General features: G+C 71.9%; 26 protein-coding genes and 1 pseudogene. 18 read left to right on the forward strand and 9 right to left on the reverse strand.

Going from position 1 to position 26,113, the window contains the following annotated elements:
- Positions 1–2: 2 nt before the first annotated feature.
- Together ACN28G_RS07205 and ACN28G_RS07210 are read right to left on the reverse strand one after the other, a co-directional pair.
- Complete coding sequence (locus ACN28G_RS07205) at positions 3–1,118, reverse strand: DUF1775 domain-containing protein (RefSeq protein WP_421478743.1); 1,116 nt, start codon at positions 1,116–1,118, stop codon at positions 3–5.
- A 250-nt stretch (positions 1,119–1,368) separates the two neighbouring features.
- Complete coding sequence (locus ACN28G_RS07210) at positions 1,369–2,517, reverse strand: class I SAM-dependent methyltransferase (RefSeq protein ID WP_229688304.1); 1,149 nt, start codon at positions 2,515–2,517, stop codon at positions 1,369–1,371.
- Positions 2,518–2,630: 113 nt separating this feature from the next.
- Between ACN28G_RS07210 and thrS the strand changes: the two genes are divergently transcribed.
- The 4 genes from thrS to ACN28G_RS07230 all read left to right on the forward strand — a co-directional run bounded on the left by thrS (position 2,631) and on the right by ACN28G_RS07230 (position 7,325).
- Entirely contained in the window at positions 2,631–4,628 is a 1,998-nt protein-coding gene (gene thrS / locus ACN28G_RS07215; protein WP_421478744.1) for a threonine--tRNA ligase, read from the forward strand.
- Between the two features lie 179 nt (positions 4,629–4,807).
- Complete coding sequence (locus ACN28G_RS07220) at positions 4,808–5,320, forward strand: HIT family protein (protein WP_421480876.1); 513 nt, start codon at positions 4,808–4,810, stop codon at positions 5,318–5,320.
- Between the two features lie 47 nt (positions 5,321–5,367).
- Complete coding sequence (locus ACN28G_RS07225) at positions 5,368–6,006, forward strand: CG0192-related protein (RefSeq protein ID WP_421478745.1); 639 nt, start codon at positions 5,368–5,370, stop codon at positions 6,004–6,006.
- Positions 6,007–6,272: 266 nt separating this feature from the next.
- The gene (locus tag ACN28G_RS07230) at positions 6,273–7,325 is read left to right on the forward strand and encodes an aldo/keto reductase (RefSeq protein ID WP_421480877.1); all 1,053 of its coding nucleotides are present in this window, start codon (positions 6,273–6,275) and stop codon (positions 7,323–7,325) included.
- 367 nt (positions 7,326–7,692) lie between these two features.
- Here the strand turns inward: ACN28G_RS07230 and ACN28G_RS07235 are convergent.
- Positions 7,693–9,018, reverse strand: a pseudogene (locus tag ACN28G_RS07235) (GTP-binding protein); the annotation flags it as partial.
- A 270-nt stretch (positions 9,019–9,288) separates the two neighbouring features.
- Between ACN28G_RS07235 and pgsA the strand changes: the two are divergent.
- The 11 genes from pgsA to ACN28G_RS07290 all read left to right on the forward strand — a co-directional run bounded on the left by pgsA (position 9,289) and on the right by ACN28G_RS07290 (position 17,063).
- Positions 9,289–9,918, forward strand: coding sequence for a phosphatidylinositol phosphate synthase (pgsA, locus tag ACN28G_RS07240; RefSeq protein WP_091436464.1), 630 nt, complete (start codon positions 9,289–9,291; stop codon positions 9,916–9,918).
- A gap of 40 nt (positions 9,919–9,958) precedes the next feature.
- Entirely contained in the window at positions 9,959–10,891 is a 933-nt protein-coding gene (locus ACN28G_RS07245; RefSeq protein WP_421478746.1) for a phosphatidylinositol mannoside acyltransferase, read from the forward strand.
- A 16-nt stretch (positions 10,892–10,907) separates the two neighbouring features.
- A complete protein-coding gene (locus tag ACN28G_RS07250; RefSeq protein WP_421478747.1) occupies positions 10,908–12,068 on the forward strand; it encodes a glycosyltransferase family 4 protein in 1,161 nt (386 codons plus the stop codon).
- A 21-nt stretch (positions 12,069–12,089) separates the two neighbouring features.
- Positions 12,090–12,593, forward strand: coding sequence for a hypothetical protein (locus ACN28G_RS07255; protein WP_091436473.1), 504 nt, complete (start codon positions 12,090–12,092; stop codon positions 12,591–12,593).
- 223 nt (positions 12,594–12,816) lie between these two features.
- Entirely contained in the window at positions 12,817–13,734 is a 918-nt protein-coding gene (pdxS, locus tag ACN28G_RS07260) for a pyridoxal 5'-phosphate synthase lyase subunit PdxS (RefSeq protein ID WP_091436476.1), read from the forward strand.
- Between the two features lie 74 nt (positions 13,735–13,808).
- Positions 13,809–14,414 (forward strand): pyridoxal 5'-phosphate synthase glutaminase subunit PdxT, encoded by a 606-nt coding sequence (gene pdxT, locus ACN28G_RS07265; protein ID WP_091436478.1) that lies wholly within the window; start codon positions 13,809–13,811, stop codon positions 14,412–14,414.
- 18 nt (positions 14,415–14,432) lie between these two features.
- Complete coding sequence (locus ACN28G_RS07270) at positions 14,433–14,630, forward strand: hypothetical protein (RefSeq protein ID WP_421478748.1); 198 nt, start codon at positions 14,433–14,435, stop codon at positions 14,628–14,630.
- Between the two features lie 203 nt (positions 14,631–14,833).
- Positions 14,834–15,586, forward strand: a complete 753-nt coding sequence (locus tag ACN28G_RS07275; protein WP_091436483.1) for a YebC/PmpR family DNA-binding transcriptional regulator — start codon at positions 14,834–14,836, stop codon at positions 15,584–15,586.
- A gap of 111 nt (positions 15,587–15,697) precedes the next feature.
- On the forward strand, positions 15,698–15,910 hold the full coding sequence (locus tag ACN28G_RS07280) for a type II toxin-antitoxin system VapB family antitoxin (RefSeq protein ID WP_091446274.1): 213 nt from the start codon (positions 15,698–15,700) through the stop codon (positions 15,908–15,910).
- Positions 15,907–16,302 carry a PIN domain-containing protein gene (locus tag ACN28G_RS07285; protein WP_091436486.1) on the forward strand — a complete coding sequence of 132 codons (396 nt, stop codon included), beginning with the start codon at positions 15,907–15,909 and terminating at the stop codon, positions 16,300–16,302. Before ACN28G_RS07280 ends, ACN28G_RS07285 begins: the two co-directional genes overlap by 4 nt.
- Before the next feature lie 128 nt (positions 16,303–16,430).
- Positions 16,431–17,063 (forward strand): DUF402 domain-containing protein, encoded by a 633-nt coding sequence (locus tag ACN28G_RS07290; RefSeq protein ID WP_091446276.1) that lies wholly within the window; start codon positions 16,431–16,433, stop codon positions 17,061–17,063.
- Positions 17,064–17,133: 70 nt separating this feature from the next.
- On the opposite strand, the gene ACN28G_RS07295 is transcribed toward ACN28G_RS07290, so the two are convergent.
- The 6 genes from ACN28G_RS07295 to ACN28G_RS07320 all read right to left on the reverse strand — a co-directional run bounded on the left by ACN28G_RS07295 (position 17,134) and on the right by ACN28G_RS07320 (position 22,535).
- Entirely contained in the window at positions 17,134–18,198 is a 1,065-nt protein-coding gene (locus ACN28G_RS07295) for an ABC transporter permease (RefSeq protein ID WP_091436488.1), read from the reverse strand.
- Positions 18,195–19,088, reverse strand: a complete 894-nt coding sequence (locus ACN28G_RS07300) for an ABC transporter ATP-binding protein (protein ID WP_091446279.1) — start codon at positions 19,086–19,088, stop codon at positions 18,195–18,197. Before ACN28G_RS07300 ends, ACN28G_RS07295 begins: the two co-directional genes overlap by 4 nt.
- A gap of 82 nt (positions 19,089–19,170) precedes the next feature.
- Positions 19,171–19,896 carry a response regulator gene (locus ACN28G_RS07305; RefSeq protein ID WP_373868341.1) on the reverse strand — a complete coding sequence of 242 codons (726 nt, stop codon included), beginning with the start codon at positions 19,894–19,896 and terminating at the stop codon, positions 19,171–19,173.
- Positions 19,893–21,179, reverse strand: coding sequence for a sensor histidine kinase (locus ACN28G_RS07310; protein ID WP_373868345.1), 1,287 nt, complete (start codon positions 21,177–21,179; stop codon positions 19,893–19,895). Before ACN28G_RS07310 ends, ACN28G_RS07305 begins: the two co-directional genes overlap by 4 nt.
- A gap of 73 nt (positions 21,180–21,252) precedes the next feature.
- On the reverse strand, positions 21,253–22,197 hold the full coding sequence (locus ACN28G_RS07315) for a permease prefix domain 1-containing protein (RefSeq protein WP_091436493.1): 945 nt from the start codon (positions 22,195–22,197) through the stop codon (positions 21,253–21,255).
- Positions 22,194–22,535, reverse strand: a complete 342-nt coding sequence (locus tag ACN28G_RS07320; protein WP_091436495.1) for a PadR family transcriptional regulator — start codon at positions 22,533–22,535, stop codon at positions 22,194–22,196. The genes ACN28G_RS07315 and ACN28G_RS07320 overlap by 4 nt, the downstream gene beginning before the upstream one ends.
- 136 nt (positions 22,536–22,671) lie before the next feature.
- Here ACN28G_RS07320 and ACN28G_RS07325 point away from each other — a divergent pair, with 136 nt between their 5' ends.
- The 3 genes from ACN28G_RS07325 to ACN28G_RS07335 all read left to right on the forward strand — a co-directional run bounded on the left by ACN28G_RS07325 (position 22,672) and on the right by ACN28G_RS07335 (position 26,103).
- Positions 22,672–23,298: a TetR family transcriptional regulator gene (locus ACN28G_RS07325; protein WP_091436497.1), complete on the forward strand. Its 627-nt coding sequence runs from the start codon at positions 22,672–22,674 to the stop codon at positions 23,296–23,298.
- An 87-nt stretch (positions 23,299–23,385) separates the two neighbouring features.
- Positions 23,386–24,972, forward strand: coding sequence for an MDR family MFS transporter (locus tag ACN28G_RS07330; RefSeq protein WP_091436499.1), 1,587 nt, complete (start codon positions 23,386–23,388; stop codon positions 24,970–24,972).
- Positions 24,973–25,107: 135 nt separating this feature from the next.
- Positions 25,108–26,103, forward strand: a complete 996-nt coding sequence (locus ACN28G_RS07335) for a hypothetical protein (RefSeq protein ID WP_139135637.1) — start codon at positions 25,108–25,110, stop codon at positions 26,101–26,103.
- Positions 26,104–26,113 lie beyond the last annotated feature (10 nt).

A 26,113-nucleotide genomic window follows, 5' to 3' on the forward strand; every position in this document is an offset into this window, starting at 1 on the left:
CCTCACCGGGCGACGGCCGCCTCGCCGGCGGGGGCTGTTCCCGGGGCGGCGGGGGTCGCCTCCGGGCTGGCGGGAGCGGCTTCCGCATCGGCTGGGGTTACCGTGTCGGCCGGGGTTACCGGCTCGGCCGGCGTGGCTTTCGTCTCGGCGGGGGTCGCTTTCGTGTCGGCCGGGGTCGTCGCCGTGTCGGCTGGGGTCGTTGCCGTGTCGGTCGGGGCTGCTTTCGGGTCGGCTGGGGTCGTTGCCGTGTCGGTCGAGGCGGTCTCCGCCGTGCTGCCCGCGGCGGTGCCTTCGTCGTTGCCCTGCGTCTCGCCGCTCTTCGGGTCGTCTTCGCCGGTGGTGTCTCTTCTACGCCGCAGCCAGCGGGTGCCCAGCCAGCCGGCTGCGGCCCCGCCGCCCAGGCCGGCGACCAGCCCGCCGCCGAGCAGCAGGTCGGCGGTCAACCAGCCACCCTCCTCCGGCTCGTAGAGGGCCGAGCCGCCGTACTCGTGCGGCTCGGCGAGGCGGGTGCTCAGCGTGGGATGGGCGCCGTGTCCGCCACCGGTGTCGGCCCCACCACCGGTATCGGCCCCGCCGCCGGGTGCCGCCGGAAGCAGCGCCAGCACCGGTGCCGGGTGCGCACCGCCGGCCGGGTCGGCCCAGCGCACCACCGTCTTGTCGGAGTAGGTCTGCACCACCTCGAAGGTCATCCGTTCGGCCTGTGGCAGCGGCCCCATCGAGACCGCGAACCGGCTCGGCCCGGTCGTCGCCGAGCCGACCCGGGTCCAGGTCACCGCAGCGGTGACCGTGTCCACCAGGGGGCCGTGGATGCTCGCCACCGGCTCGTCCAGCTTCCGGGTGGTGATCTGCGGCGCCCACCCGTCGACCGACATCGGGTACGCCTCACCGATCGGGTACGCCGTCGGCAGGCGCAGCTCCACCTTGCTGGTCCGGGCTCCCGGGCGCTCCTCGGGGACGACGATCTCGAACTTCACCGGGTCGCCCTGCCTGGCCTGTCCGGGCGTGCTCGTGACGTCAGCCGCCCAGGCCGCGCCGGGCCAGCCCAGCACCCCCACCACGGCGACGGCCAACGCGGTCAGCGCCCCGGCCCGGCTCCGCTGGCTGTCGCTACGGGTCATCGTGTTCGGCCTCCCCATCGGTGTCCAGGCGGGGCGTACCGACTCCGGCCCCACGAGGTAGTTCGGATGGCGGGCCCGAAAGGTTCAATCGCCACCCCGACCCGGTGGGTCAACGCTGGCCCGGTGGGTTGCGCTGGCCCGGTGGGAGGGCTGCCCCGACGTGATGGGTCGCCCCGGCGCGGCAAGTCGCCCTGGCGCGGTGAGAAGGGTGCCCCGCTATACCGGAAGCGTTAACAGGGGACCCTTCCTTTCAGGGGAGGTGGAGGACCCAGCGGTAGGCCTGGACCAGGCCGGTGTCGAAGCCGGCGGCCGAGCCCCAGAGGAACAGCCGGAACCGGCGGTACAGCGGATCGCCCCAGCGTTGGACGATCTCGTCGCGGGCGGCGTCCAGCCGCCGGGCCCACTCCCGGCAGGTCAGGTGGTAGTTGTGCCGGTCGTCGGCGATGCTCAACAGCTCGAAGGGGGAACGTGCCACGTGCCGCAGGTACTGGTGCAGCAGCAGCGGGGTGGACGAGCCGGGGTAGATGTAGCGCTTCATGAAGGTCGACGCGCTGTGCTTGCGGCGCATCGCCAGCGCGTCGCAGTAGACCCGCCCACCCGGGCGCAACGCGCGGGCGTACGCGCGCAGGGTGCGGCGGTAGTCGGGCAGGTGCTCGGTGACCCCCATGTTGACCACCGCGTCGTAGCGCCGGTCCGGGGTGTGGCCCAGCAGGTGCTCCCGGATCACCCGGACCTCCAGCCCCTCCCGCTCGAACAACGAGTTGAGGAACCGTTCCGACTCCACCGACAGGGTCAGCGTGGTGACGTTGATCCCCCGGCGGGCGGCGTGCTCGGCGAACGCCCCCCAGCCACCACCGACCTCCAGCACGTGGTCACCCGGTCCGACCCCGATCGCCGTCAGGGCGAGGTCCAACTTGCGGGTCACCGCGTCCTCCAACGGCTCGTCGTCGGCGGCGAAGACCCCCTCGGTGTAGCAGCGGTGCCGGGTGTCGAGGAACGTCAGGAAGAAGTCCGGATCCTCGTCGTAGTGGTGCGCGATGTCCCGGTCGTCGGCGGCCTGCCGTCGGCCGGGGCGCAGCAGTGCCGGGGCGAAGCGGGCCGCCCAGGCCAGCGGGTGCAGGTCGGTGAAGAAGTCACGCATCCGCAGCGCGGCGGCCACGTCGCCGTCGACGTCCAGCCACCCCCGCAGGTACGACACGGCGACACCGAACTGGTCCAGGCTGGCCAGCGCCCGCGCGCCCCGGGCGTCGGCGACGGTGATGGTGAACGCCGGCTCGCCCGCCCCGATCACGTGCCCCGGCCCGCCGTCGGAGGTGATCGCGAACGGGGTAGCCGGGCGGCCGGCGGCGTAGGAGCGGTACCGGCGTTCCAACACGCCGCGCACATCCGTGGTGGTCACGTTACCGAATGTAACTCCGACGGCGGCCCCGGCGGTGCCGGAACCGGCGACCGATAGCATCTCTAGCGGCCGATCACCGGCTGCCACCGTCGCCTGTCCCTGGAGGAGTCACCGTGTCCGCACCCCGTACCCCCGTAGTGGCCGACCCCGTCGTCGTCGCCGCCGGGACGACGGCGGCCGACGCGGTGGCCGCTGCCGGGCTGCCCGCGAGCGGCCCGAAGGCGATCGTGGTGGTCCGCGATCCGCAGGGCCAGCTACGCGACCTGGACTGGGCCCCGGCCCAGGAGACCACCGTCGAGCCGGTCGCCATCGACACCCCGGACGGGTTGGACGTGCTGCGCCACTCCACCGCGCACGTGCTCGCCCAGGCGGTGCAGGACGTCTTCGCCGACGCGAAGCTCGGCATCGGTCCACCGATCGAGAACGGCTTCTACTACGACTTCGCCGTGGACAAGCCGTTCCAGCCCGACGACCTGGCGAAGATCGAGAAGCGGATGCAGGAGATCGTCAAGTCCGGGCAGCGGTTCCGCCGCCGCCGCTTCGACAGCCTGGACCAGGCGCGGGCCGAGTTGGCCGCCGAGCCGTTCAAGCTGGAGTTGATCGAGGTCAAGGGCGAGGGACTGGACACCGCCGAGGTGATGGAGGTCGGCGGCGGCGAGCTGACCATCTACGACAACCTCGCCGCGAACGAGGAGAAGGTCTGCTGGTCGGACCTGTGCCGGGGCCCGCACCTGCCGAACACCCGACTGATCGGGGCGTTCAAGCTGATGCGCTCGGCCGCCGCGTACTGGCGCGGGTCGGAGAAGAACCCGCAGCTGCAGCGGGTCTACGGCACCGCCTGGCCGACCCGGGACGCGCTGAAGGCGTACCTGAAGCTGTTGGAGGAGGCCGCCCGGCGCGACCACCGCAAGCTCGGCGCGGACCTGGACCTGTTCAGCTTCCCCGACGAGCTGGGCTCCGGCCTGCCGGTCTTCCACCCCAAGGGCGGCATCATCCGCCGGGAGATGGAGAACTACTCCCGGATCAAGCACGAGCAGGCCGGGTACGCCTTCGTCAACACCCCGCACATCACCAAGGGCAACCTGTACGAGGTCTCCGGGCACCTCGACTGGTACGCCGACGGCATGTTCCCGCCGATGGAGGTCGACGGCGCGAACTACTACCTCAAGCCGATGAACTGCCCGATGCACGACCTGATCTTCCGCTCCCGGGGCCGGTCCTACCGGGAGCTGCCGTTGCGGATGTTCGAGTTCGGCACGGTCTACCGGTACGAGAAGTCCGGCGTGGTGCACGGCCTGACCCGGGTCCGGGGCATGACCCAGGACGACGCGCACATCTTCTGCACCGAGGAGCAGATGGCCGGCGAGCTGAAGTCGCTGCTCGCCTTCGTCCTCGAACTGCTGGGCGACTACGGCATGGACGACTTCTACCTTGAGCTGTCCACCCGCAACCTGGCGAAGTCGGTAGGCACCGACGAGAACTGGGAGCGGGCCACCGAGGCGCTGCGCTCGGCCGCCGAGGAGTCCGGGCTGGCCCTGGTGCCCGACCCGGAGGGTGCGGCCTTCTACGGCCCGAAGATCTCCGTGCAGGTCAAGGACGCCATCGGGCGGACCTGGCAGATGTCCACCATCCAGGTCGACTTCAACCTGCCGGAGCGCTTCGGCCTGGAGTACCAGGCCGCCGACGGCAGCCGGCAGCGGCCGGTGATGATCCACCGGGCGCTCTTCGGCTCGATCGAGCGGTTCTTCGGGGTGCTCACCGAGCACTACGCCGGTGCGTTCCCGGCCTGGCTGGCCCCGGTGCAGGTGGTCGGCATCCCGATCCGCGAGGAGCACACCGAACACCTGGACGGCTTCGTCGCGGCGCTGCGCGCCGAGGGCATCCGGGCCCAGGTCGACACCGGCGACGACCGGATGCAGAAGAAGATCCGCACCGCCCAGCAGCAGAAGATCCCGTTCATGGTGATCGCCGGCGACGACGACGTGGCCGCCGGCGCGGTCTCCTTCCGCTACCGCGACGGCTCCCAGCGCAACGGCGTACCGATCGCCGAGGCGGTCACCCACGTCCTCGACGTGGTCCGCACCCGCACCAACACCGGCCCCTCCGCCTGAGGTGTAAGGAAGGGCCCCCTGTTAACGCATTCGGTAGAGAGGGGTTCCCCTCTCACGCAGCCGCGTTAACAAGGGGCCCTTCCTTACGGTGGGACGGTGGGACGGGGCACGGGGGTGGTCCGGTGGCGGAACGTAGGATCGGGGGCGTGACAGGGGCGGAACGGCACACGGACAGCGGCATGGCCGACGGGCTGGATCGGCTCTGGACACCACACCGGATGACCTACATCTCCGGGGCGGACCGCCCCGAGGGTGGGTACGAGAAGCCGACCGGTTGCCCGTTCTGCCTCGCGCCGGGCCGCCCCGAGCCGGAAAGCCTGGTCGTGGCCAGGGGCGAGCACGTCTTCGTGGTGCTCAACCTGTACCCGTACAACCCGGGGCACCTGTTGGTCTGCCCGTACCGGCACGTCGCCGACTACACCGACCTGACCGCCGAGGAGACCGTCGAGCTGGGCACCTACACCCAGACCGCGATGCGGGTGGTCCGCCAGGTCAGCAGCGCCCACGGCTTCAACCTGGGGATGAACCAGGGTGGGGTGGCCGGTGCCGGGATCGCCGCCCACCTGCACCAGCACGTCGTACCGCGCTGGGGTGGGGACGCCAACTTCATGCCGGTGATCGGCCGGACGAAGGTCCTCCCGCAGTTGCTCACCGACACCCGTACGTTGCTCTCCGACGCCTGGCCGTCCTGACCCGGCCGCCCCCCGCGACGGGGGGACAGCGCCTACCCTCGTTGGGCATGGCTCTGCTTCACCGCGCTGAACTGCGTCCCACCAAGTTCGAGCTGCTGGCCGCCTGGTTGCCCGGTCGGGAGTGGTTCCACGGTCGGGTCGGCCGGACCGTCGACCGGGTGGCCGCGTACCGGTTCGACGACCCGGCCGGCCAGGTGGGCATCGAGACCCTGCTGGTGCGCACCGGGGAGGGGCCGGTCCACCAGGTGCCGCTCACCTACCGGGACGCGCCGATCGAGGGCGCCGACGGTCATCTGATCGGGGTCGCCGACCACACGGTGCTCGGGCGACGCTGGGTGTACGACGCCATCGGTGACCCCGTCTACGCCGCCGCGCTGGCCTCGGCGGTGCTCGCCGGCACCGGCCAGGCGTCGGAGTACTTCGAGTCCGACGGCGGGCGGGAGTACCGCGCCCCGAGCATGACCGTCGCCGTGGTCGGTGCCGGGCCCGCCGCCGTACCGCAGGTGGGTGCCGTACTGCGGGTGGTGGACGCCGATCCGGCCGTCGTGGTCACCGACGCGGTCGAGTTGACCGTGTGCCGGCGGTTGGGTGCCGACCGTTCCCTGCCGGCGGACGCCCCCGTGCTCACCGGCACCTGGGACGGCCAGCCGACCGCCCTCGCTCTGGCCTACGCCAGCCCACGGTGACGTCGCCCGGCCACCACCGCCGGACGGGCCGCCTGATGCCGTGCGGTGACGGCCCGGCGGTCAGCGCGTGACACTCGGCCCGATCCGTCGGTCGCGGTCACACCGGCCCTGACCTGCCCGTCGTGCCCGGCCTTCCGGATCCGTCGGTACGGAAGCCGAATTCGGCGCGGCCGACGGTGATCCGTGGACCTGGGCGGCCCGTACGGATGGTCGTGATGGACATCTGTCAGTTCGTGTCCGAAAGATGGCAGGATGCGTCGGTGGGCATGTCGACGCGCACGTTGGGCCGCAGCGGCATCGAGGTCAGCGCCCTGGGTATGGGCTGTTGGGCGATCGCCGGCCCGTGGTCGGAGGGCACCACCCCGCTGGGCTGGGGTGCGGTGGACGACACCGAGTCGATCAGGGCGGTCCGTCGGGCGCTCGAGCTCGGGGTGACCCTCTTCGACACCGCCGACACCTACGGTGCGGGGCACGGTGAACGGCTCCTCGGGCAGGCACTCGGCCGTCAGCGGGACGAGGCGGTGATCGCCACCAAGTGGGGTCACACGTTCGACGAGCGGGCCCGGCAGGCCACCGGCCGGGACGCCACGCCGGCGTACCTGCGCCGGGCGGTACGGGAATCGCTGCGTCGCCTCGGCACCGACCGGATCGACCTGTACCAGTTGCATCTGGCGGATCTGCCGGTGCCCCGGGCGCAGGCGCTGATCGGCGAGCTGGAGGAGCTGGTCTCCGACGGGCTGATCCGGGCGTACGGCTGGAGCACCGACCGGGCGGACCGAGCGGCCGTCTTCGGGCAGGAGGCCCCGCACGCCGCCGCCGTGCAGCACGCCCTCTCGGTGCTGCGCGACGCCCCCGACCTGCTCGCCGTCTGTGACAAGTACGACCTGGCCAGCATCAACCGGGGGCCGCTGGGGATGGGGTTGCTCACCGGCAAGTACACCCCGGCCTCGACCCTGCCCCGAGACGACGTACGGGGTCTCTCCTCGGGCTGGCTGGAGTGGTTCCGCAGTGGCCGGCCGGCCCCGGAGTGGTTGCGCCGGGTCGAGGCGGCCCGCGCCGCGTTGACCGCCGACGGGCGCACCCTGGCCCAGGGGGCGTTGGGCTGGATCTGGGCCCGCAGCGGGCGGACCATCCCGATCCCGGGCTGCCGGACGGTCGCCCAGGTCGAGGAGAACGCCGCCGCCCTGGCGCTGGGCCCTCTCCAGCCGGACCACTTCGTCGAGGTGGAGCGGCAACTGGCCGCCCTGCGTACCGCCGCCCTGCGGGAGGTGGACCGTCCCTACTGGCCCAGCCCCATGCTGCCCACCGCCTGGCCCTGAACGCCCCGGCCCGCCGGTCGCCTCGCCTCGCCCGACCGCGGCGGCCCGCCGGCCGGGTCGCCTCGCCGGACTGCGGCGGCCTGCCGGTCGGGTCGCCTCGCCGGACTGCGGCGGCCTGCCGGTCGGGTCGCCTCGCCGGACTGCGGCGGCCTGCCGGTCGGGTCGCCTCGCCGGACTGCGGCGGCCTGCCGGTCGGGTCGCCTCGCCGGACTGCGGCGGCCTGCCGGTCGGGTCGCCTCTCCGGACTGCGGCGGGTCGCCTCACGGGACAACGGCGTTGATCGACTCGGTTGGGCCGATATGGCGGCATCAACCGACCCCGGACACCGCCTTTTCGGCCCAACCGAGTCGATCAAGCCCTAGCTGATGATCAGCAGTGGGTCGTGCCGGGCGGAGATGGTGTCCCCGATCCCCGCGCTGCCGAGATTCGTGATCACACAGTTGTCGCCGGCGACGCAGAAGGGCACCTCGCGCCGGTCCCCGTCGAGCGCGTGGTGGAGGCGGCCGATCCGCTGGTCGGCGTCGTGCTCGGCACTGCCACGCTCGCCGGAGCCGGAGCCGGAGCCGGAGCCGGAGCCGGAGCCGGAGCCGGAGCCGGAGCCGGAGCCGGAGCCGGAGCCGGAGCCCGAGCCCGAGCCCGAGACCGAGACCGAGACGTGCACGTCCTGTCCGGGGCGCAGGGTGCCGGAGAAGACCCGGACCAGGCAGATCCGACCGAGAAGCGGATCGGTGCCGGTCCGGAGCACCTCGGCCACCAGCGGACCGTCCGGGTCGCAGGGCAACGGGGGGCGGGGTGAGCCGTCCACCCCGGTCACCGCGGGCAGGTCGCGCTCCAACGGCGACGGGACGGCCGTGACCAGGGTGTCGAGCAGGACGTCCAGGCCGACACCGGTGGCCGCGCAGACCGACAGTACCGGGTGGAAGTGGCCCCGCGCCACGGCCTGCGCCAGCTCGGCGACCAGCACCGCGCTGTCGATCTCCTCGCCGGCGAGGTAGCGGTCCATCAGGGACTCGTCCTCGCTCTCGGCGACCAGCGGATCGATCAGCTCGTGCCGGGACTCGGTGATCGCCGGCAGGTGCTGCGGCTCGGGTTCGCGGACCTGGGCCGGCAGGCCGGTGGTGTAGTCGAAGACCTGGCGGGTGACCAGGTCGAGCAGCCCGGCCACCGACTCACCGTCGTCGCCGAGCATGATCAGATGCAACGGCAACACGTTGTCGCCGAACACCCGCTGGCACAGCGCCACCACCTCGTCGAAGTCGGCGCGGGGGTGGTCCAGCCGGGTCACCGCCACCACCCGGGGCAGGCCCAGGGCGGCGCACTCCTCCCAGCGGGCGGCGGTGGCGGTGTCCATCCCGTCGACGGCGGAGACCACGAACAACGCCGCGTCGGCGCCCCGTAGCCCGGCCCGCAGACCGTCCTCCGGGCCGTCCGGGCCGTCGCCGTCTCCGCACGGGTCCAGCAGATTGATCTTCACACCGCGGTGCCACAGCGGTACGCAGGCCAGGCCGACCGCCCGCCGCTGGCTGCCCGCCGCCGCGTCCGGACCGTCCGCGTCGCCGGCGGCCAGCAGGGCCTCCACCAGGGTGGTCTTGCCCGAACCGGAGTGCCCGATGAGCACCACGTTGCGTACCCGGTCGGGTGCCGTGACCACCGACGGCACGCCGGTGGTGCCGTCCTGACCGTGCTGCGCCATCGGGCGCACCTCACTGCGCTGCGCCATCGGGCGCACCTCCTCGACCGGTGGTGGTGTCCGCCACCCGTTACGGCAGCGGGCCCGGGGCTGATCCGCGGCGATATCCTCCGGTGTCCCGCCGTCCCGCACCGACGGGGCAGGCACGTGGGTGAGCTGGCTCACCATCACCGCCCGATTTCACCTCTTCGACCGGCCGCACACCACCACGCCGCGCCGGGCGACCACCGGCCGTATCGCGGACGGTGGACCGCCCGTTATCGTGGGACCGCCATGGCGAAGATCTTCCAAGTGTCGGCCCGAGCGGGGATGACCCGCGTCGTCGAGCCTGTCGCACGCGGCCTGCTGAAAGCGGGCGTCACCCCCAACACGGTCACCGTGGCGGGCACCGTCGGGGTGCTCGTCGGTGCCCTCGGCTTCGGTGCCCGCGGCCACCTGGTCACCGGAGCGCTCATCGTCACCGTCTTCGCGTTGACCGACCTGCTCGACGGGACGATGGCCCGGATGTCGGGCGGCTCCACCCGCTTCGGCGCGTTCCTCGACTCGAGCATGGACCGGGTCGCCGACAGCGCGGTCTTCGGCGCCGTGGCCTACTGGCTCGCCACCCAGGGCGACTACCCGTCGGTGGCGGCGGCCCTGCTCTGCCTGGCCGTCGGCGGTCTCGTCTCGTACGTGAAGGCCCGCGCCGAGGGACTCGGCATGACCTGCAACGTGGGCATCGCCGAGCGTACCGAGCGGTTGCTCATCGTCGGCGTCGGCGGCCTGCTCACCGGCCTCGGCGTGGACCGGGCCCTGCCGATCGCGCTCTGGCTGCTCGCGGCGGTCTCGGTGTTCACCGTCGGGCAGCGGATGGTCCACGTCCACCGGCAGGCCCGCCAGCTCGAGCCGGGCGGCCAGCGGTGACGGCCACCGCACGTGGGCCCGGGGTGACGGGCGGGCGCAGGTGAACGCGACCGAGCTCGGGTACGTCGCCGGTTGGCGGCTGGTCCGCGCGCTGCCCCGGCCGATGGTCGCCGCCGCCTTCCGGGCCGGGGCGGACCGGTCCCACCGTCGCGGCGGTGCCGGGGCCCGCCGGCTGCGGGCCAACCTACGCCGGGTGGTCGGCCCGGCGATGCCCGAGGCCGAGCTGGACGACCTGGTCCGGCAGGGTCTGCGGTCGTACGCCCGGTACTGGATGGAGGCCTTCCGGCTGCCCGCGCTGAGCCGGGAGCAGATCCTGGCCGAGTTCCGGCTGGGCAACTCCGAGTCGCTGGCCGCCGACGTGGCGGCCGGGCGGGGCGCGGTGGTGGCGCTGCCGCACGCCGGAAACTGGGACCTGGCCGGTGCCTGGGCGGCGGCCACCGGCTGGCCGATCACCACGGTCGCCGAGCGGCTCAAGCCCGAGGGGGTCTTCGAGCGGTTCGTGGCCTTCCGGGAGGGGCTGGGGATGGAGATCCTGCCCAACCACGGTGGTACCCGGCCCACCTTCGACGTGCTGGTGGACCGGCTGGGCGCCGGTACGGTGGTGCCGCTGCTCGCCGACCGGGACCTCTCCGCCCGGGGCGTGGAGGTGGACTTCTTCGGCGGCCGCACCCGGATGCCGGCCGGCCCCGCGCTGCTGGCCATCCGGACCGGCGCCCCGCTCTACGTCGCCTCGATGTGGTACGAACCGGACGCGGCCTGTGCCGCCCTCGACGGTCCGCTGACCCTGCCGGCACCCGACAGCGGCCCGCTGGACCAGCGGGTCCGGCTGCTGACCCAGCGAATTGCCGACGGTCTGGCGGCGGGCATCGCCCGTCATCCGCAAGACTGGCACATGTTGCAGCGTATGTGGCTGGACCAGAAGGGCCCGGGACCGGACCGTACGAGGCCCCCGGCCGCCACCGGCTCGGTCTGAGACGAAGGGCACTGACGTGCGGATCGGCATCGTGTGCCCGTACTCCTTCGACGTTCCCGGCGGAGTGCAGAACCACGTCATGGACCTCGCCGAGGCCCTGATCGGGCTCGGTCACCAGGTGAGCGTGCTCGCCCCGGCCGACGAGGACTCCGAACTACCGGCGTACGTGGTGCCGGCCGGCCGGGCGGTGCCGCTGCCGTACAACGGTTCGGTGGCCCGGATCGCCTTCGGCCCGGTCTCCACCGCCCGGGTCCGGCGCTGGATCATCCGGGGTGACTTCGACGTGCTGCACGTGCACGAGCCGCTCACCCTCAGCCTGTCGATGCTCGCGGTCCTGTCCGCCCGGGGGCCGGTGGTGGCCACCTTCCACACCGCGATGACCCGGTCCCGGGTGCTCTCGGCGGCCCAGGGGGCGCTGCGGATCGTGCTGGAGCGGATCACCGCCCGGATCGCGGTGAGCGCGCTGGCCCGCAAGGTGCAGGTCGAACACCTCGACGGCGGGGCGGTGGAGATCCCCAACGGGGTCACCGTGCGTAAGTACGCCGGGGTCGATCCGCTGCCCGGGTGGCCGGGGGAGTGCGCCTCGGGCGTCGGCGGCAGCATCGGTTTCCTGGGCCGGTTCACCGAGGCCCGCAAGGGCTTCCCGATCCTGCGTGACGCCTTCGTCGAGCTGGCCCGGCAACGGCCCGGCCTGCGGCTGCTGGTCGCCGGCCCCGGTGACCCGGACGACCTCTACGGCCGGTTCCCGGCCGACCTGCGCGAGCGGGTGGACTTCCTCGGACGGGTCTCCGAGGCGGACAAGGCACGCATGTTACGCAGTGTGCATCTCTACGTCGCGCCGAACACCGGTGGGGAATCATTCGGGATGATCCTCACCGAGGCCCTCGCCGCCGGCACCACGGTCGTCGCCAGCGACCTGGACGCGTTCCGTCGGGTGCTCGACCAGGGGCGGGCCGGCTGCCTCTTCCCCAACGGTGACGCCGTGGCGCTGCGGACGATCCTCGGCGAACTGCTGGACGATCCGGTGCGTCGGGCCGCGCTGACCGCCTGCGGCGACCAGGTGGTGGCGGGCTTCGACTGGCCCGTGGTGGCCCGGCGGGTGGTGGAGGTCTACGCCGCCGCCATCGAGGCGACCGACGGGCGGGTCATCGACCAGGAATGGGTGGGGCTGGGCTGAGCGGAACGGAGCAGCACTACGATGCCGGGCATGTGGTGGGTGGTGGGCGCGACCGTGGTCGTCGGCCTGGTCGCGGCGTACCTGATCTGGACCGCCGGCCGGGTCGAGCGGCTCCAGGTCCGGGCCGAGTCGGCCGCCCGTGCCCTCGACGCCCACCTGCTGCGCCGGGCCGCGGCCGCGGCGGTGCTGGCCGAACGGCGGTTCGGTGTCGAGCTGTACGCCGCCGCGCGGATCGCTCTGGACGCCGGGCCGCAGGAGCGGGAGGCGGCCGAGAACGACCTCACCCGCCAACTGCGCTCGGTACGGCTGGACCCGACCGACCCCGAGTGCGAGGCGGTGATCGCGGCCAGTCGTCGCCTGGCGCTGGCCCGGCAGGTGCACACCGACCTGGTACGCGACGCCCGGGCGGTGCGGGGGCGGCCCCTGGTGCGGCTGTTGCGGATGGGGCGTGGCCACGACTGGCCCCGCTACTTCGACGTCGACGACCCCACCCTCACCACCCCCGCCGCCGACGTCCCCGCCTGAGGTGAAAGGAAGGGCCCCCTCTTAACGCATTCGGTAGAGCGGGGCACCCCTTTCACCCTCGCCGGGGCACCGGGGACTCCAGGCTGGCCGGGCAGCCGCAGCAGGCGGGGTGATGACGGCCACAGAGCAGGCCACCGTGGGGCTGATTGGCTGTCGGGTGCGCGTTGTGGCCGTCGTAGCATTTCGACAAGCCACCCCGTACCCGTCCGAGGAGCGATGACCCGTGTCCGAATCCACCGCCGCACCCGCCAGCGCCACGCCGACCGTCGGCACCGCCCGCGTCAAGCGCGGCATGGCCGAGATGCTCAAGGGCGGCGTCATCATGGACGTGGTCACCGCCGAGCAGGCCAAGATCGCTGAGGACGCCGGCGCGGTCGCGGTGATGGCCCTCGAGCGGGTTCCCGCCGACATCCGTGCCCAGGGCGGGGTGTCCCGGATGAGCGACCCCGACATGATCGACGGCATCATCAACGCGGTCTCCATCCCGGTGATGGCCAAGGCCCGCATCGGCCACTTCGTCGAGGCCCAGATCCTGCAGTCGCTCGGCGTCGACTACGTCGACGAGTCCGAGGTGCTCACCCCGGCCGACTACGCCAACCACATCGACAAGTGGGCTTTCACCGTGCCGTTCGTCTGTGGCGCGACCAACCTGGGTGAGGCGCTGCGCCGGATCACCGAGGGCGCGGCCATGATCCGCTCCAAGGGCGAGGCCGGCACCGGTGACGTCTCCAACGCCACCACCCACATGCGCAAGATCCGTCAGGAGATCCGTCGGCTGCAGACGCTGCCCACCGACGAGCTCTTCGTCGCGGCCAAGGAGCTGCAGGCCCCGTACGAGCTGGTCAAGGAGATCGCCGAGACCGGCAAGCTGCCGGTGGTGCTCTTCACCGCCGGTGGGATCGCCACCCCGGCCGACGCGGCGATGATGATGCAGCTCGGCGCGGAGGGTGTCTTCGTCGGCTCCGGCATCTTCAAGTCCGGCAACCCGGCCCAGCGGGCCGCCGCGATCGTCAAGGCCACCACCTTCCACGACGACCCGGACGTGCTGGCCAAGGTCTCCCGGGGCCTGGGTGAGGCGATGGTCGGCATCAACGTCGACGACATCCCCCAGCCGCACCGCCTGGCCGAGCGCGGCTGGTGACGTGAAAGGAAGGGCCCCTTCCTAACGCCTGCGGTAGGGGAAGGGGCCCTTCCTAACACCTGGAAGGAAGACACGTGACGGTACCCGTGATCGGCGTGCTCGCATTGCAGGGCGACGTCCGCGAACACGTCACCGCGCTGACCGACGCGGGCGCCGAGGCGCGCGCGGTGCGTCGGGCGGAGGAGTTGGACGCGGTCGACGGGCTGGTGATCCCGGGTGGGGAGTCCACCACGATCAGCAAGCTCGTCGACATCTTCGAGCTGCGCGAGCCGATCGACAAGCGGATCGCCGCCGGCCTGCCGGTCTACGGCTCCTGCGCCGGCATGATCATGCTGGCCACCGAGGTCCTCGACGGCCGGCCCGACCAGCGGGGCTTCGCCGGGATCGACATGACGGTCCGGCGCAACGCCTTCGGCCGCCAGGTCGACTCGTTCGAGGCGCCGGTGGAGATCGCCGGGGTCGAGGGCGGCCCGCTGCACGCGGTCTTCATCCGCGCCCCCTGGGTCGAGCGGGTCGGCGACGACGTCGAGGTGCTCGGCACGGTCACCGCCGGCCCGGCCGCCGGGCGGATCGTGGCGGTCCGCCACCACCACCTGCTGGCCACCTCGTTCCACCCGGAACTCACCGGCGACGCTCGGCTGCACGCCTACTTCGTGGACCTGGTCCGCGCGGCGCGCTGACCGGAGGACCTGCGGTACGTGACACTGCGGCTCGACGACGGGTGCACCTTCGTCGAGGTGATGTCGGGCCCGCACCTGCCCGACCCGCTGCCGTCGCTGGCGGCGATCCGTCGGTTCCGGGCGGGGCTGGCGGAGCGCTGCGACCTGCAGGAAATGGCCGCGGCGACCGTGTCGGGGGCGTACCGGACAGGGGAGTGGTTTTTGTCTGGTCTGTAGAGCTCGGGGGAGATCAGGCCGGCGGCCGACGTGCGGCGGGTGACGTCCACCCGCCGCACGTCGGTAGGATTGCCGAGATTCGGCGGGGCATCTGCTCGCCACGGCTTCCACCAGGGTCGACCGGCACCACCGCGTGCGCCGGGTGGGGTCGGTGCGGGCACGGTGCGGTCGACGCAGACGGCGGGTAGCAACGGAGGTAGCAGATGTCCGGCCACTCAAAGTGGGCGACCACCAAGCACAAGAAGGCCGTCATCGATGCCAAGCGTGGCAAGATGTTCGCCAAGCTCATCAAGAACGTCGAGGTCGCCGCGCGCACCGGTGGTGGTGACCCGGCCGGCAACCCCACCCTCTTCGACGCCATCCAGAAGGCCAAGAAGAGTTCGGTGCCCAACGACAACATCGACCGGGCGGTCAAGCGCGGCTCCGGCCTGGAGGCCGGCGGCGCCGACTGGCAGACGATCATGTACGAGGGGTACGGCCCGAGCGGCGTCGCGATGCTCATCGAGTGTCTCACCGACAACCGCAACCGCGCCGCCACCGAGGTACGCACCGCGCTGACCCGCAACGGTGGCTCGCTCGCCGACGCCGGCTCGGTGTCGTACATGTTCTCCCGCAAGGGCATGGTGATCGTCCCGAAGGAGCAGACCAGCGAGGACGACGTCATGCTGGCCGTCCTCGACGCCGGTGCCGAGGAGGTCAACGACCTCGGCGAGGCCTTCGAGGTGATCTCCGAGCCGACCGATCTGGTGGCCGTGCGCACCGCCCTGCAGGACGCCGGCATCGAGTACGAGTCGGCCGAGACCTCCCTGGTCCCCAGCGTGAACGTGCCGCTGGACGAGGAGGGCGCACGCAAGATCTTCAAGCTGATCGACGTGCTGGAGGACTGCGACGACGTGCAGAACGTCTACGCCAACTTCGACGTCTCGGACGACGTGCTCGCGTCGGTCGAAGCATGAGGTGCTGACGGCCCCGTCGGACCTCAGGTGACGTGGTCGCCGGGACTGTCGGCTGACCTTGCCTGGATATACGCGCCTCCCGGATATATTCTTCTCCGGGAGGTGCGTTCGATGGCGAAAACTCTGTTGGATCTCGACGAGGATCTGCTGGCGGAGGCCACCGCGGCGCTCGGCACCGCGACCAAGAAGGAGACGGTGACGCTGGCGCTCCGACAGGCGGTGGAGTCAAGCCGCGAGCGCCGCCAGCAGGCCTTGGCCGACCTGCAGGAGGTCGCTGATGCTGGCGGATTCGACTTCGACCAGCTCGACGAACTCGACAGGTGAAGTACCTTGTCGACACCAGCGCCCTGGTCCGGATGGTTCGGCGTCAAGCTGATCCGCAGTGGTCCGACCTGGCGGCCCGTGGCCTGATTGCCATCTGCGATCCGGTGCTCGTGGAGACGCTGACCATCGCGGACGCCAAGGCGTACGACCGGGTCGAGCAGGGACTGCGCCACGTCTACCCCTGGGTTCCCGTACCGGATGACGCCTGGCAGGTTGTCCGGGCAGTCCGGCAGGAACTCGCCAGTCACAGCGCCCATCAGGGTCTTTCCGTGGCAGATCATCTCGTGGTGGCCACGGCGATTCGGCTGAAATTGGTGGTGCTCCATCAGGACTCCGACTTCGAAACAGTGGCCCGGTTGGTACCCCAACTGAATCAGGAACGGATCACCTGACCGCGGGGATCTTCGCGCACCGGGACGTCGGTGACGAGGTCATGGCCGCCGTGGCTCGTCGTGTCGACACGGCCCGGACGGCGGCGGCGGTTACCCTGGTCCGGTAGCGGCCGGATCAGGGAGTGTCGATGTCCTTGACGCAGAGTGGACCAACGCGCCGGTTCGCCCCGGGTGAGCCGGTCGTGCGCCGCGAGATCCTGCTCGGCGAGGTGTGGTTCGGCATGCCCACCGTCTGTGTCGAGGACTCCCCGGACCTGCTCGCGCTCTACCTGCCCGAGGGTGCCGCCTTCGGCTTCCCCGAAACCGGGGTCTTCCCGGCCGGCCGGCACCCCTGGCAGACGGGCGGTCACCAGCGGTGGACCGGGCCCGGCAAGCTGATGCTGCACCTGCCCGGGGTGGCGCACTCGATCGACGTGTTCTGGGTAGGCCCCGAGCGGGCCTTCGCCGGCTGGTACTTCAATCTCCAGGATCCGTTCCGGCGTACCCCGATCGGCATCGACACCCTCGACCACGAGCTGGACCTGTGGTGGGCGGCGGACGCCGACCGGTACGTCTGGAAGGACGTGGAGCTGTTCGGGCAGCGGCTCACCGAGGGGCGCTACCCGGGGCAGGGCGAGGCGATCCGGGCCGAGGGGGCCCGGATCGCCGATCTGCTCGACGTGGGACGGCGCTGGTGGGACGAGGCCTGGGCCGGGTGGCGCCCGGACCCCCGTTGGCCGGTGCCCCGCCTCCCCGCCGGCTGGGACACCGTCCCCTGCTGACCGGGCGCCGGGCCCGACCGAAACCCGATCCCGGGCCGGCCTGAGGCCGGAACCCGGGCCGGGTCGTGGCTCAGCCGATCCGTTCCCGCTGCCGCCAGGCCGTCGACATCGAGGTCCGGCCGTTGGTACGCAGCAGCGATCCCTCGTAGAGCCGGGCTCCGACCAGGACGAAGGCGACCGCGCTGACCGCCAGCAGGGCCAGCGACAGCACTGGCTCCCAGCCCGCCGCGTCACCGGTGAAGGCCCGTAGCGGCATCGCCATCGGCGACGAGAACGGCAGGTACGACAGCAGTCGCAGGATGCCCGCGTTGTCGTTGAGGAAGACCACCGCGAAGAAGGGCACCATCAGGGCCATCTGCACCGGTGTGGAGGAGGCGGCGATGTCCTCCTGCCGGGCCACCAGTGCCCCGGCCACCGCCCACATCGCGGCCAGCAGCAGGAATCCGAAGAGGAAGAACGGCACGAACCAGGCGATCGCCGGCCCCAGCAGGCCGAGCAGGTCGGTGTTGCCGCTGAACGCGAGACCGGCGAAGGTGACCAGCGCGATCAGGGCGATCTGGCCCAGGGCGAGCAGGCAGCCGGCGATCACCTTGCCGGCCAGCAGGGCCCGGACCGGTACCGCGGCGACCAGGATCTCCACGATCCGGGTCTGCTTCTCCTCGGTGATGCTCTGCGCGATCTGCAGGCCGAACGTCTGGGAGGTGATGAAGAAGACGAACGCGAGGGCGAAGGGCACGATGAAGGCGACGAACGGGTCGACCGCGTCCGGATCGAGGAACCGGACCGGCGGTGCGACGCTGAGCGCGTTCACCACGTCCTGGGGGGCGTTGGCCAGGGCGACCACGGTCGGTCCGGAGACCACGGCGGCGTCCACGTCGCCGTCGCGTACCGCCTGCTCGGCGGCGGCGTCGTCGGCCACGGTGCGGACCTGCAGGCCGGCGTCGCGCAACCCGGCGGCGACGCTCTCGGTGGCCACCGCGACGCTGGACGGCCCACTGGAGAACAACCCGGGCAGGATGGTCGCCCCCGCCGCGATGAGCAGGAAGATCAGCGTACTGATCAGGAAGGTACGGTCGCGCAGCTTGACCCGGATCTCCCGGCCGGCGACGAGGCGGGTGGCCTGGTACGTGTTCACTGGGTGACCTCTCGGAAGATCTCGGCGATCGTGGGGGTGACCGGGCGGAAGGCGCGGACCGGGCCGCGCGCCAACGCCTCCCGCAGCACCTGCTGGTCGTCGGCGTCGGCGGTGAGGTCGAAGACCGCACGCTGCCCGTCCAGGTCGACCAGGGTCACGCCGCGCTGGTCGCGCAGCCAGCCCGCGTCGGTGTCGACCACCAGCTCGAACCGGGGCCGGGCGTAGGTCGAGCGCAGCTCGTCGCGGCTGCCGGTGGCCCGGATCTCCCCGTCGGAGATGATCACCAGGTCGTCGCAGAGCCGTTCCACCACGTCGAGCTGGTGGCTGGAGAAGAGCACCGGCACCCCTCGGGCGGCCCGTTCGCGCAGCACCGCCAGCAGCGTGTCGACGGCCAGCGGGTCGAGCCCGGAGAACGGCTCGTCGAGCACCAGCAGCTCCGGGTCGTGGACCAGCGCGGCGGCGATCTGCGCACGCTGCTGGTTACCGAGGGAGAGCGTCTCCAGCAGGTCGTCGCCGCGGGCGTCGAGCCCCACCTGTTCGAGCAGGTCGTCGGTGGCCCGCCGGGCGGCGGCAGGGCCGAGCCCGTGCAACCGACCCAGGTACGTCACCTGTTCGCGGACGGTCATCTTGGGGTAGAGACCGCGTTCCTCCGGCAGGTAGCCGAAGCGTTGCCGGTCGGAGGTGGTAAGCGGCGCGTCGCGCCAGCGCACCGACCCGGCGTCCGGGGCGAGGACCCCCAGGATGATCCGCATGGTGGTGGTCTTGCCGGCACCGTTGCCGCCGACGAAGCCGGTCATCCGGCCAGCGTGCACGTCGAAGGTGACGTTCTTGAGTACCTGTCGGTCGCCGAAGCTGCGGTCGACCCCGTCGAGTCGAAGGGTTGTGGTCACCCGACCCACGGTAGGGCGGTCGGCGGGGCCGTCCCTCGGGCCGGGGGAGGATCATCGGGGTCCGCCGTACGGCGGATCCCGGTCACCCGCCGGGCTGGACCACCCCGTGTTCGTACGCGAAGATCACCGCCTGGACCCGGTCGCGCAGGCCGAGTTTGGTGAGTACCCGGCTGACGTGGGTCTTGACGGTGGCCTCGCCGAGACCGAGGGTGCCGGCGACCTCCGCGTTGCTGGCACCCCGGGCGACCAGGACCAGCACCTCGTGTTCCCGGGGGGTGAGCGCGGCCAGGGCCGCCCGGGCGTCTGCTCCGGTTCGGCCGGCGCCGGCCGGGCCGACCGACCGGGCGAAGGCGGTGATCACCGTCCGGGTGAGTTCCGGGGCGAGCAGCCCGTCGCCACGGGCGAGCACCCGCACGGCCTCGACGAGCTCCTCCGGGGTGCCGTTCTTGAGCAGGAAGCCACCGGCACCGGCCCGGAGCGCGGCGAAGAGGTAGTCCTCGCGGTTGAAGGTGGTCAGGATCAGCACCGCCGGACCGGGTCCGGCGCCGGCGGTGCCGGTGATCTGCCGGGTGGCCTCCAGGCCGTCCATGCCGGGCATCTCCACGTCCATCAACACGACGTCCGGCCGGGTTGCCCGGGTCAGGGCCACGGCCCGGTCGCCGTCGGCGGCCTCGCCGACCACCTCGATGTCGTCCTCCACCTCCAGGATGACCCGGAAGCCGGTACGTACCAGGTGGTGGTCGTCGGCGAGCAGCACCCGGATCGGCCGCCCACCCTCGGCACCGGCACCCACTGCGGGGCCGGTCACCGCGTCGGTCCCGTCGCGTCGGTGGCCAGCGGGAGGCGGGCCCGGACCCGCCATCCACCGCCGGTGCGGGGACCCACCTCCAGCACACCGTCGTGCGCGGCGACCCGCTCCCGCATGCCGATCAGCCCGAGCCCACGCTCACCTGAGGCGGGTCCGCCCCGGCCGTCGTCGGTCACGTCGATCTCCAGCTCGTGGTCCAGGTACCGGATCCGGACGTCGACCAGGGTGGCACCGGCGTGTTTCAGCGTGTTCGTGATGGCCTCCTGCACGATCCGGTACCCAGTCTGGGACATCGAGCCGGGCAGCGGCACCACGTCGCCGTACACCCCGACGCTGGCCTTCAGGCCGGCGTCCCGGGCCCGGCCGACCAGGTCCGGCACCCGGTCGATGTCGGCGCCGCCGGGGCGCCGGTCGTCCTCGTCGGTGTCGACGGCGCGCAGCAGGCCGAGCATCCGGCGCAGCTCGTCGACGGCGGTGCGGGCGGTCTGTTCGATCGCGGCCAGCGCGGTACGCGCCTTCTCCGGGTCCTTGTCGAACACCCGGCGGCAGGCGGCGGCCTGTACGCCCATCACCGAGACGTGGTGGGCCACCACGTCGTGCAGCTCGCGGGCGATCCGTACCCGCTCGCCGACGACCGCCCGTTCGTGTGCCTCGGCCTGTGAGCGGCGTAGCTGGTCGGCCTGGGCGCGCAGCTCGTGGTCGCGGCGGGCGGCCACCCAGGCGGTCTCCCCGAACAGGTAGGCGAAGCCGAAGAACAGGCCGTTGAGCAGCACCCCGTTGACCATCACCGCGAGCACCGGCGGCACCGGGCCGACCGCCAGGGAGAAGGCGTCCGGGCCCAGCTCCCGGAAGCCGACCAGCGCGTAGTACAGCCCCAGCCAGGCGAACATCGTGCCGATGACCCCGATGCGTAGCCGGCGGGCCAGCCGTCGGTCCTGACCCCAGGCGCCAAGGGTGTAGATGGCGGCGAAGAGCGCACCGCTGGTGATCTGGCTCTCCGGTGCCGCCCGGCCCTGCCCGGCGATGTAGGCGATCGAGATGACCAGGGTGGTCACCGCCGGCCAGCGTCGCCGCCAGATCAGTGGCAGGGTCGCCGCCAGCGCCCAGAAGACCTGCTCGGGTGCGGAGGGGCCGGGCCCCAGGATGAACATTCCGGCGCTGCGGGCCAGGGTGAGGCTGAACAACGCCAGCGCGGCGACGGCCAGCCCGATCCAGAGGTCGATGCGACGCTGTCGCGGGGTGGGACCGGGCCGCCGCCACTGGTGGTCGTTGGAGGTCTGCACACCGGAACGATGCCATCCCGGGTCGAGCGAGATGTACGCCACCTGCGTTCCCACCCGTCCTACGCTGGGTCGATCACCGCTGCCGGTACGTCTTCACCGCCTTGTCGGCGGTGTCCCAGACCATGATCGCCGCGATCGAGACGGCGGCCACCGTGCTCGCCGTCGCCAGGTTGTCGCCCTCGCGCAGCCACTCGAAGCGTTGCACCAGCGCCGGGTTGAGCAGGCGTTCGGTCAGCAGCAGCCAGATCGTGGGCACTCCGAAGGCCAGGTTGAGGGCGGCGGTGACCGCGACGAGTCGCCAGCTCCACCGCCCGATCCGGTACTTGACCAGCTCGAAGATGATGCTGGCGAGCAGGACGGCGGCGAGCACGGGCAGCCAGGAGTCCCAGAGCGCCGGGTCGAGCAGGGGGATGTTCTCCCCGTCGGCTGCGGTGACCGAGGAACGCAGGTGCTGCCAGGGCAGGAAGATGAGGGCGAAGAGCAGTCCGACGATCGCGGCGACCGTGTCGGGAAGCGAGATGCTCCGCTCGGCGGTGTCCTCCGGGAGCTGGTCGACGGTCCACTCCGGCAGTGCCCCGGCGGTGCCGGTGCGCTCCAGGATCGCGAAGGTCAGGGTGACCCAGAAGCAGATCTGGACCGCCACGCTCAGGGCGGTGGTGATGCCCGATCCGATCGCGCCCGCGCCCGCGCCGGTGGCCGCCTCGACCAGGGCGACCACCGTGCCGACGAGGGCCGGCACGAAGGTCAGCAGCACTCGGAGCAACCGCCGCCAGGCCAGGTAGACGGCGGGGCCGATGAGCTGCAGCCGCTGGTCGGCGTAGCGGGCGGCGAGGCGTTCCGGGTTGCCCAGCTCGGTGAGCACGTCCCGTTCGGCGGTGGCCGGGTCCTGGCCGGCGCCGGTCCGGTCCTCGACGGCGTCGGTGATGGCGGCGCGCAGCTCGGCGACGATTTCCTCCCGCCGCGCGGCGGGGGCGGCGCGCAGGGTGGCGGCGAGGTAGCGGTCGGTCAGGGAACTCAACGGTCCACTCCTTCGATCAGGCCGGTCACGGCGGTCTGGACGGCGGCCAGGTCGTCGAGGAGCCGGGTAAGCACCGACTCGCCCTGCTCGCTGGTCCGGTAGAACTTGCGCGGGCGGCTCTCGTCGGTGTTCCACTCGCTGGTCAGCAGGCCCTGCTCCTCCAGGCGGCGCAGCAGGGGATAGAGGGTGTTGGCGTCCACCGGGAATCCGTACGCCGCCAGGCGCTGCAGCAGCGCGTAGCCGTAGTCGGGGCGGCGCAGCGCGATCAGGCTCGCCACCACCACCGTGCCCCGACGTAACTCCTGCAGATGCGTCCGGAGGATGTCGTCATTGCCCATGCGTCACACCATAGTGTGTGGCACACAGCATTGTCCATCGCACATTACTGTCGATTGAGCGGCCTGTGCGCGTACCTGGGTCGTGTCACATTCCGAAAGTTTGCAGTCTCTGCACCTTCGCTCCTAGAGTGAGGGCATGACCTCCGACGGACCGCTCGGTCGGCGCGACCGCAAGAAGCGGCAGACCCGGGCCGCGCTGTCCGCCGCCGCGCTGCGCCTGGTCGCCGAGCGTGGGCTGGACCAGGTGACGGTGGAGGAGATCAGCGAAGCCGCCGACGTCTCCTCCCGGACGTTCTTCAACTACTTCGCGGCCAAGGACGAGGCGCTGGTGGGTGACAGCGAGGGCGACCGCGAGCGGGTCCTGCGCGCCCTGGCCGACGTGCCGGCACAGGTGCCCGCGCTGCGGGCGATCCGACTCGCCCTGACCGAGGTGATCGAGGACGTGGAGGGCGAGGCCGAGCTGTGGTTGCTGCGGATGCGGGTGGTGATGCAGCACCCGGTCCTGCTGGCCCGCCTGGTCTCCGGCAACGCCGCCACCGAGCAGGCCCTGGTGGCGGCGGTGGCCGCGCGCACCGGGCTGCCGCCCGAGGACACCTACCCCGCCCTGGTCACGGCGGTCACCGGTGCCGCACTGCGGATCGCGATGGTCCGCTGGGCCCACAGCGGCGGCGCCCGACCCCTGCCGGACCTGGTCGACGAGGCGTTCGCGGCGGTCGCCGCCGGCCTGCCCGACCCGCGTCACCCCGAACCGCACCAGCGGTGATCCCCGACAACCCTGTCCCGACAACCCTGTCCCGAACACCCGGCGCGACCGCGTCGGAGTGCGCACTGATCGTGTGAGGAATCGACGATGACCGCATCCGCCGTGCCGGTGGAGCCACTCAAGGTGGGTCCCGGCCGAATGTCCCAGCGAGAGGTGCTGCAGGCCCTCTCCGGTCTGATGGTGGGCCTGTTCGTGGCGATCCTCGCCTCGACGGTGGTGGCCAACGCGCTGCCGCGCATCATCGCCGACCTCAACGGCAGCCAGACCGTCTACACCTGGATCGTCACCACCGAGCTGCTGGCGATGACGGCCACCGTGCCGCTGTGGGGCAAGATGGCCGACCTCTACAGCAAGAAGCTGCTCATCCAGCTCTCGCTCGGCCTGTTCGTGCTCGGCTCGCTGATCGCCGGACTCACCCCCAACGTGGAGATCCTGCTGGTCAGCCGGGTCGTGCAGGGCATCGGCGCGGGCGGCATGACCGCCCTGGCGATGATCGTGATGGCGGCCATGATCCCGCCCCGGGAGCTGGGCCGGTACGCCGGCATCTTCGGCGCGGTCTTCGGCGTCGGCACCATCGCCGGCCCGCTGATCGGTGGGGTCCTGGTGGACACCTCCTGGCTGGGCTGGCGCTGGTGCTTCCTGATCGGCGTACCGTTCAGCATCGTCTCCATCGCGTTGCTGCAGCGCACCCTGCACCTGCCGGTGGTCCGCCGCAAGGCGAAGATCGACTGGTGGGGCGCGGCGCTGATCACCGCGGGCGTCTCCACCCTGCTGGTCTGGTCCTCGTTGGCCGGACACCGCTTCGCCTGGGCCTCGGGCTGGACCGCGCTGATGGTCGTCGGCGGCCTGGTGCTGCTGGCACTGGCGGTGTGGGTCGAGTCGAAGGTCGCCGAGCCGATCATCCCGCTCAAGATCTTCCGCAGTCGCACCGTCACCCTGACCACCGTGGCCAGCGTCCTGGTCGGCGTCGCGCTCTTCGGCGGCACGGTCTTCCTGTCGCAGTACTTCCAGACCTCGCTGGGTAAGTCGCCCACCGTCGCCGGGCTGATGAGCCTGCCGATGATTCTCGGCCTGCTGGTCTCCTCGACCGTCGCCGGTCAGCTCATCACCAAGTTCGGCCGGTGGAAGATCTACCTGGTGGCCGGCGCGGCCGTGATGACCGTCGGCATGCTGTTGCTGAGCACCATCGACGCCGAGACCGGCGTACCGCTGCTCTCGCTCTACATGGTGGTGCTCGGCACCGGCGTGGGCATGCTGATGCAGAACCTGGTCCTCGCCGCGCAGAACGACGTGCCCGCCCACGAGTTGGGCGCGGCGACCTCGGTGCTGACCTTCTTCCGCAGCATGGGCGGCGCGATCGGGGTGAGCGCCCTCGGCGCGGTGCTGGCCAACCGGGTGACCGGCCTGATGACCGAGCAGCTCGGCCCGGCCGCCGGGGCCGCCGGGGGCGGCACCACCGAGGTGCCCGACCTCTCCGCGCTGCCCGCCCCGGTCCTGGCGGTGGTCCGCGACGCGTACGCCACGGCCACCTCGGAGCTGTTCCTGATCGGCGCACCGATCGCCTTCCTCGCCCTGGTCGCGGTGGTCTTCATCCGGGAGAAGCCGCTGCACGAGGTAAGCGGCGACGAGCGGGCCCAGCAGGAGGCGTCGTCACCCGTGACCTTCGTCCACTGATCGACTTTTATAGCGATATGGGGTTTTTGTTGCCTTAAGTCCGTTTAGTCTCGGGTCGATGTGACCCCTCCCGACCGTCGGGAGGCGAGACGGACAAGAGGCGACAGCGTGAAACTGGGAAGACGAATCGCATCGGTGGCGACAGTGGTCGTCGCGGGCACGGGATTCGCGGGCTTCGTCGCTCTGGCGACCGGCGGTCCCGCCGTGGCGGCACCGGGTGACGCGAGCGCGCGGGGCGTGGTGGTCGATCTCTCCGCCAGCGTCCTCGGGACGACTGTCATCAGCGCCAACGCGACCATCGGCAGCGCCACGGCTCCGCCCGGTGGGGGCACCGACACCACCACCGGCCTGGCCGTGACGATCCCCGGAGCCGTCGGGGTGACCGCCAGCGGCACCGTGGTGGAGGTCAGCGCCACCCGGGGTCCGACCGCATCGTCGGCCAACGCCGACATCGCCGCGCTGGCCCTCGGCGTGCTGGGGGTGCCGGTGGTCGACGCGGAGCTGATCACCGCCGCGGTGAACTGCCCGCAGGTAGGCACCCTCACCGCCGACACCACCGTCGTCGGACTGAACCTGTTCGGCACGCCCGTCGTGCTGGTGCCGAACACCCCGGGGGTGACCGCGAGCGCCGCGGTGACCGTCCCCGGGCTGACCGAGGCCAGCCTGACCGTCACCCTGACCAGCGTCGAGGCGGTCACCGCCGACACCGCCGCCGCCGTCGCCGTGCAGGCCAGCATCCAGCTGACCGGGACGATCGTCGGGGGTCAGGTCCTGGACATTCCGGTCGGTACGGTGATCCTGGCCGAGGCGGCGTGCGAGCGGCCGTTGGCGCCGACCTCGCCGACCGCCACCCCGACCCAGCCCACGGCCTCGCCGACGGTCACCCCGACCGCCTCGCCGACCCAGCCCACGGCCTCCCCGACGGTGTCGCCCACGGTCTCGCCGACGCAGCCGACGGTCTCCCCGACGGTCTCGCCGACCTACCCGCACCCGACCAGGCATCCGCACCTGCCGGTGACCGGCGACAGTGCCTCCGGTCTGTTCTGGACCCTCGGAGTCGGCACCGGGATGGTCCTGGCCGGCGTCACCGTCCTGACCATCATCCGCCGACGCCGATCCATCGAGACGTGACGGCCAGCGG

Source organism: Micromonospora sp. WMMA1923 (assembly GCF_049179195.1).
GTDB lineage: Bacteria > Actinomycetota > Actinomycetes > Mycobacteriales > Micromonosporaceae > Micromonospora > Micromonospora yangpuensis.

Coding starts and splice junctions, on each gene's coding strand:
- ACN28G_RS07325 (WP_091436497.1), top strand. CDS start 22,672: ATGACCTCCGACGGACCGCTCGGTCGGCGCGACCGCAAGAAGCGGCAG.
- ACN28G_RS07320 (WP_091436495.1), bottom strand. CDS start 22,535: ATGGGCAATGACGACATCCTCCGGACGCATCTGCAGGAGTTACGTCGG.
- pgsA (WP_091436464.1), top strand. CDS start 9,289: ATGGCGAAGATCTTCCAAGTGTCGGCCCGAGCGGGGATGACCCGCGTC.
- ACN28G_RS07205 (WP_421478743.1), bottom strand. CDS start 1,118: ATGACCCGTAGCGACAGCCAGCGGAGCCGGGCCGGGGCGCTGACCGCG.
- ACN28G_RS07225 (WP_421478745.1), top strand. CDS start 5,368: ATGGCTCTGCTTCACCGCGCTGAACTGCGTCCCACCAAGTTCGAGCTG.
- ACN28G_RS07275 (WP_091436483.1), top strand. CDS start 14,834: ATGTCCGGCCACTCAAAGTGGGCGACCACCAAGCACAAGAAGGCCGTC.
- ACN28G_RS07290 (WP_091446276.1), top strand. CDS start 16,431: ATGTCCTTGACGCAGAGTGGACCAACGCGCCGGTTCGCCCCGGGTGAG.
- ACN28G_RS07330 (WP_091436499.1), top strand. CDS start 23,386: ATGACCGCATCCGCCGTGCCGGTGGAGCCACTCAAGGTGGGTCCCGGC.
- ACN28G_RS07255 (WP_091436473.1), top strand. CDS start 12,090: ATGCCGGGCATGTGGTGGGTGGTGGGCGCGACCGTGGTCGTCGGCCTG.
- ACN28G_RS07220 (WP_421480876.1), top strand. CDS start 4,808: ATGGCCGACGGGCTGGATCGGCTCTGGACACCACACCGGATGACCTAC.
- ACN28G_RS07230 (WP_421480877.1), top strand. CDS start 6,273: ATGTCGACGCGCACGTTGGGCCGCAGCGGCATCGAGGTCAGCGCCCTG.
- ACN28G_RS07280 (WP_091446274.1), top strand. CDS start 15,698: ATGGCGAAAACTCTGTTGGATCTCGACGAGGATCTGCTGGCGGAGGCC.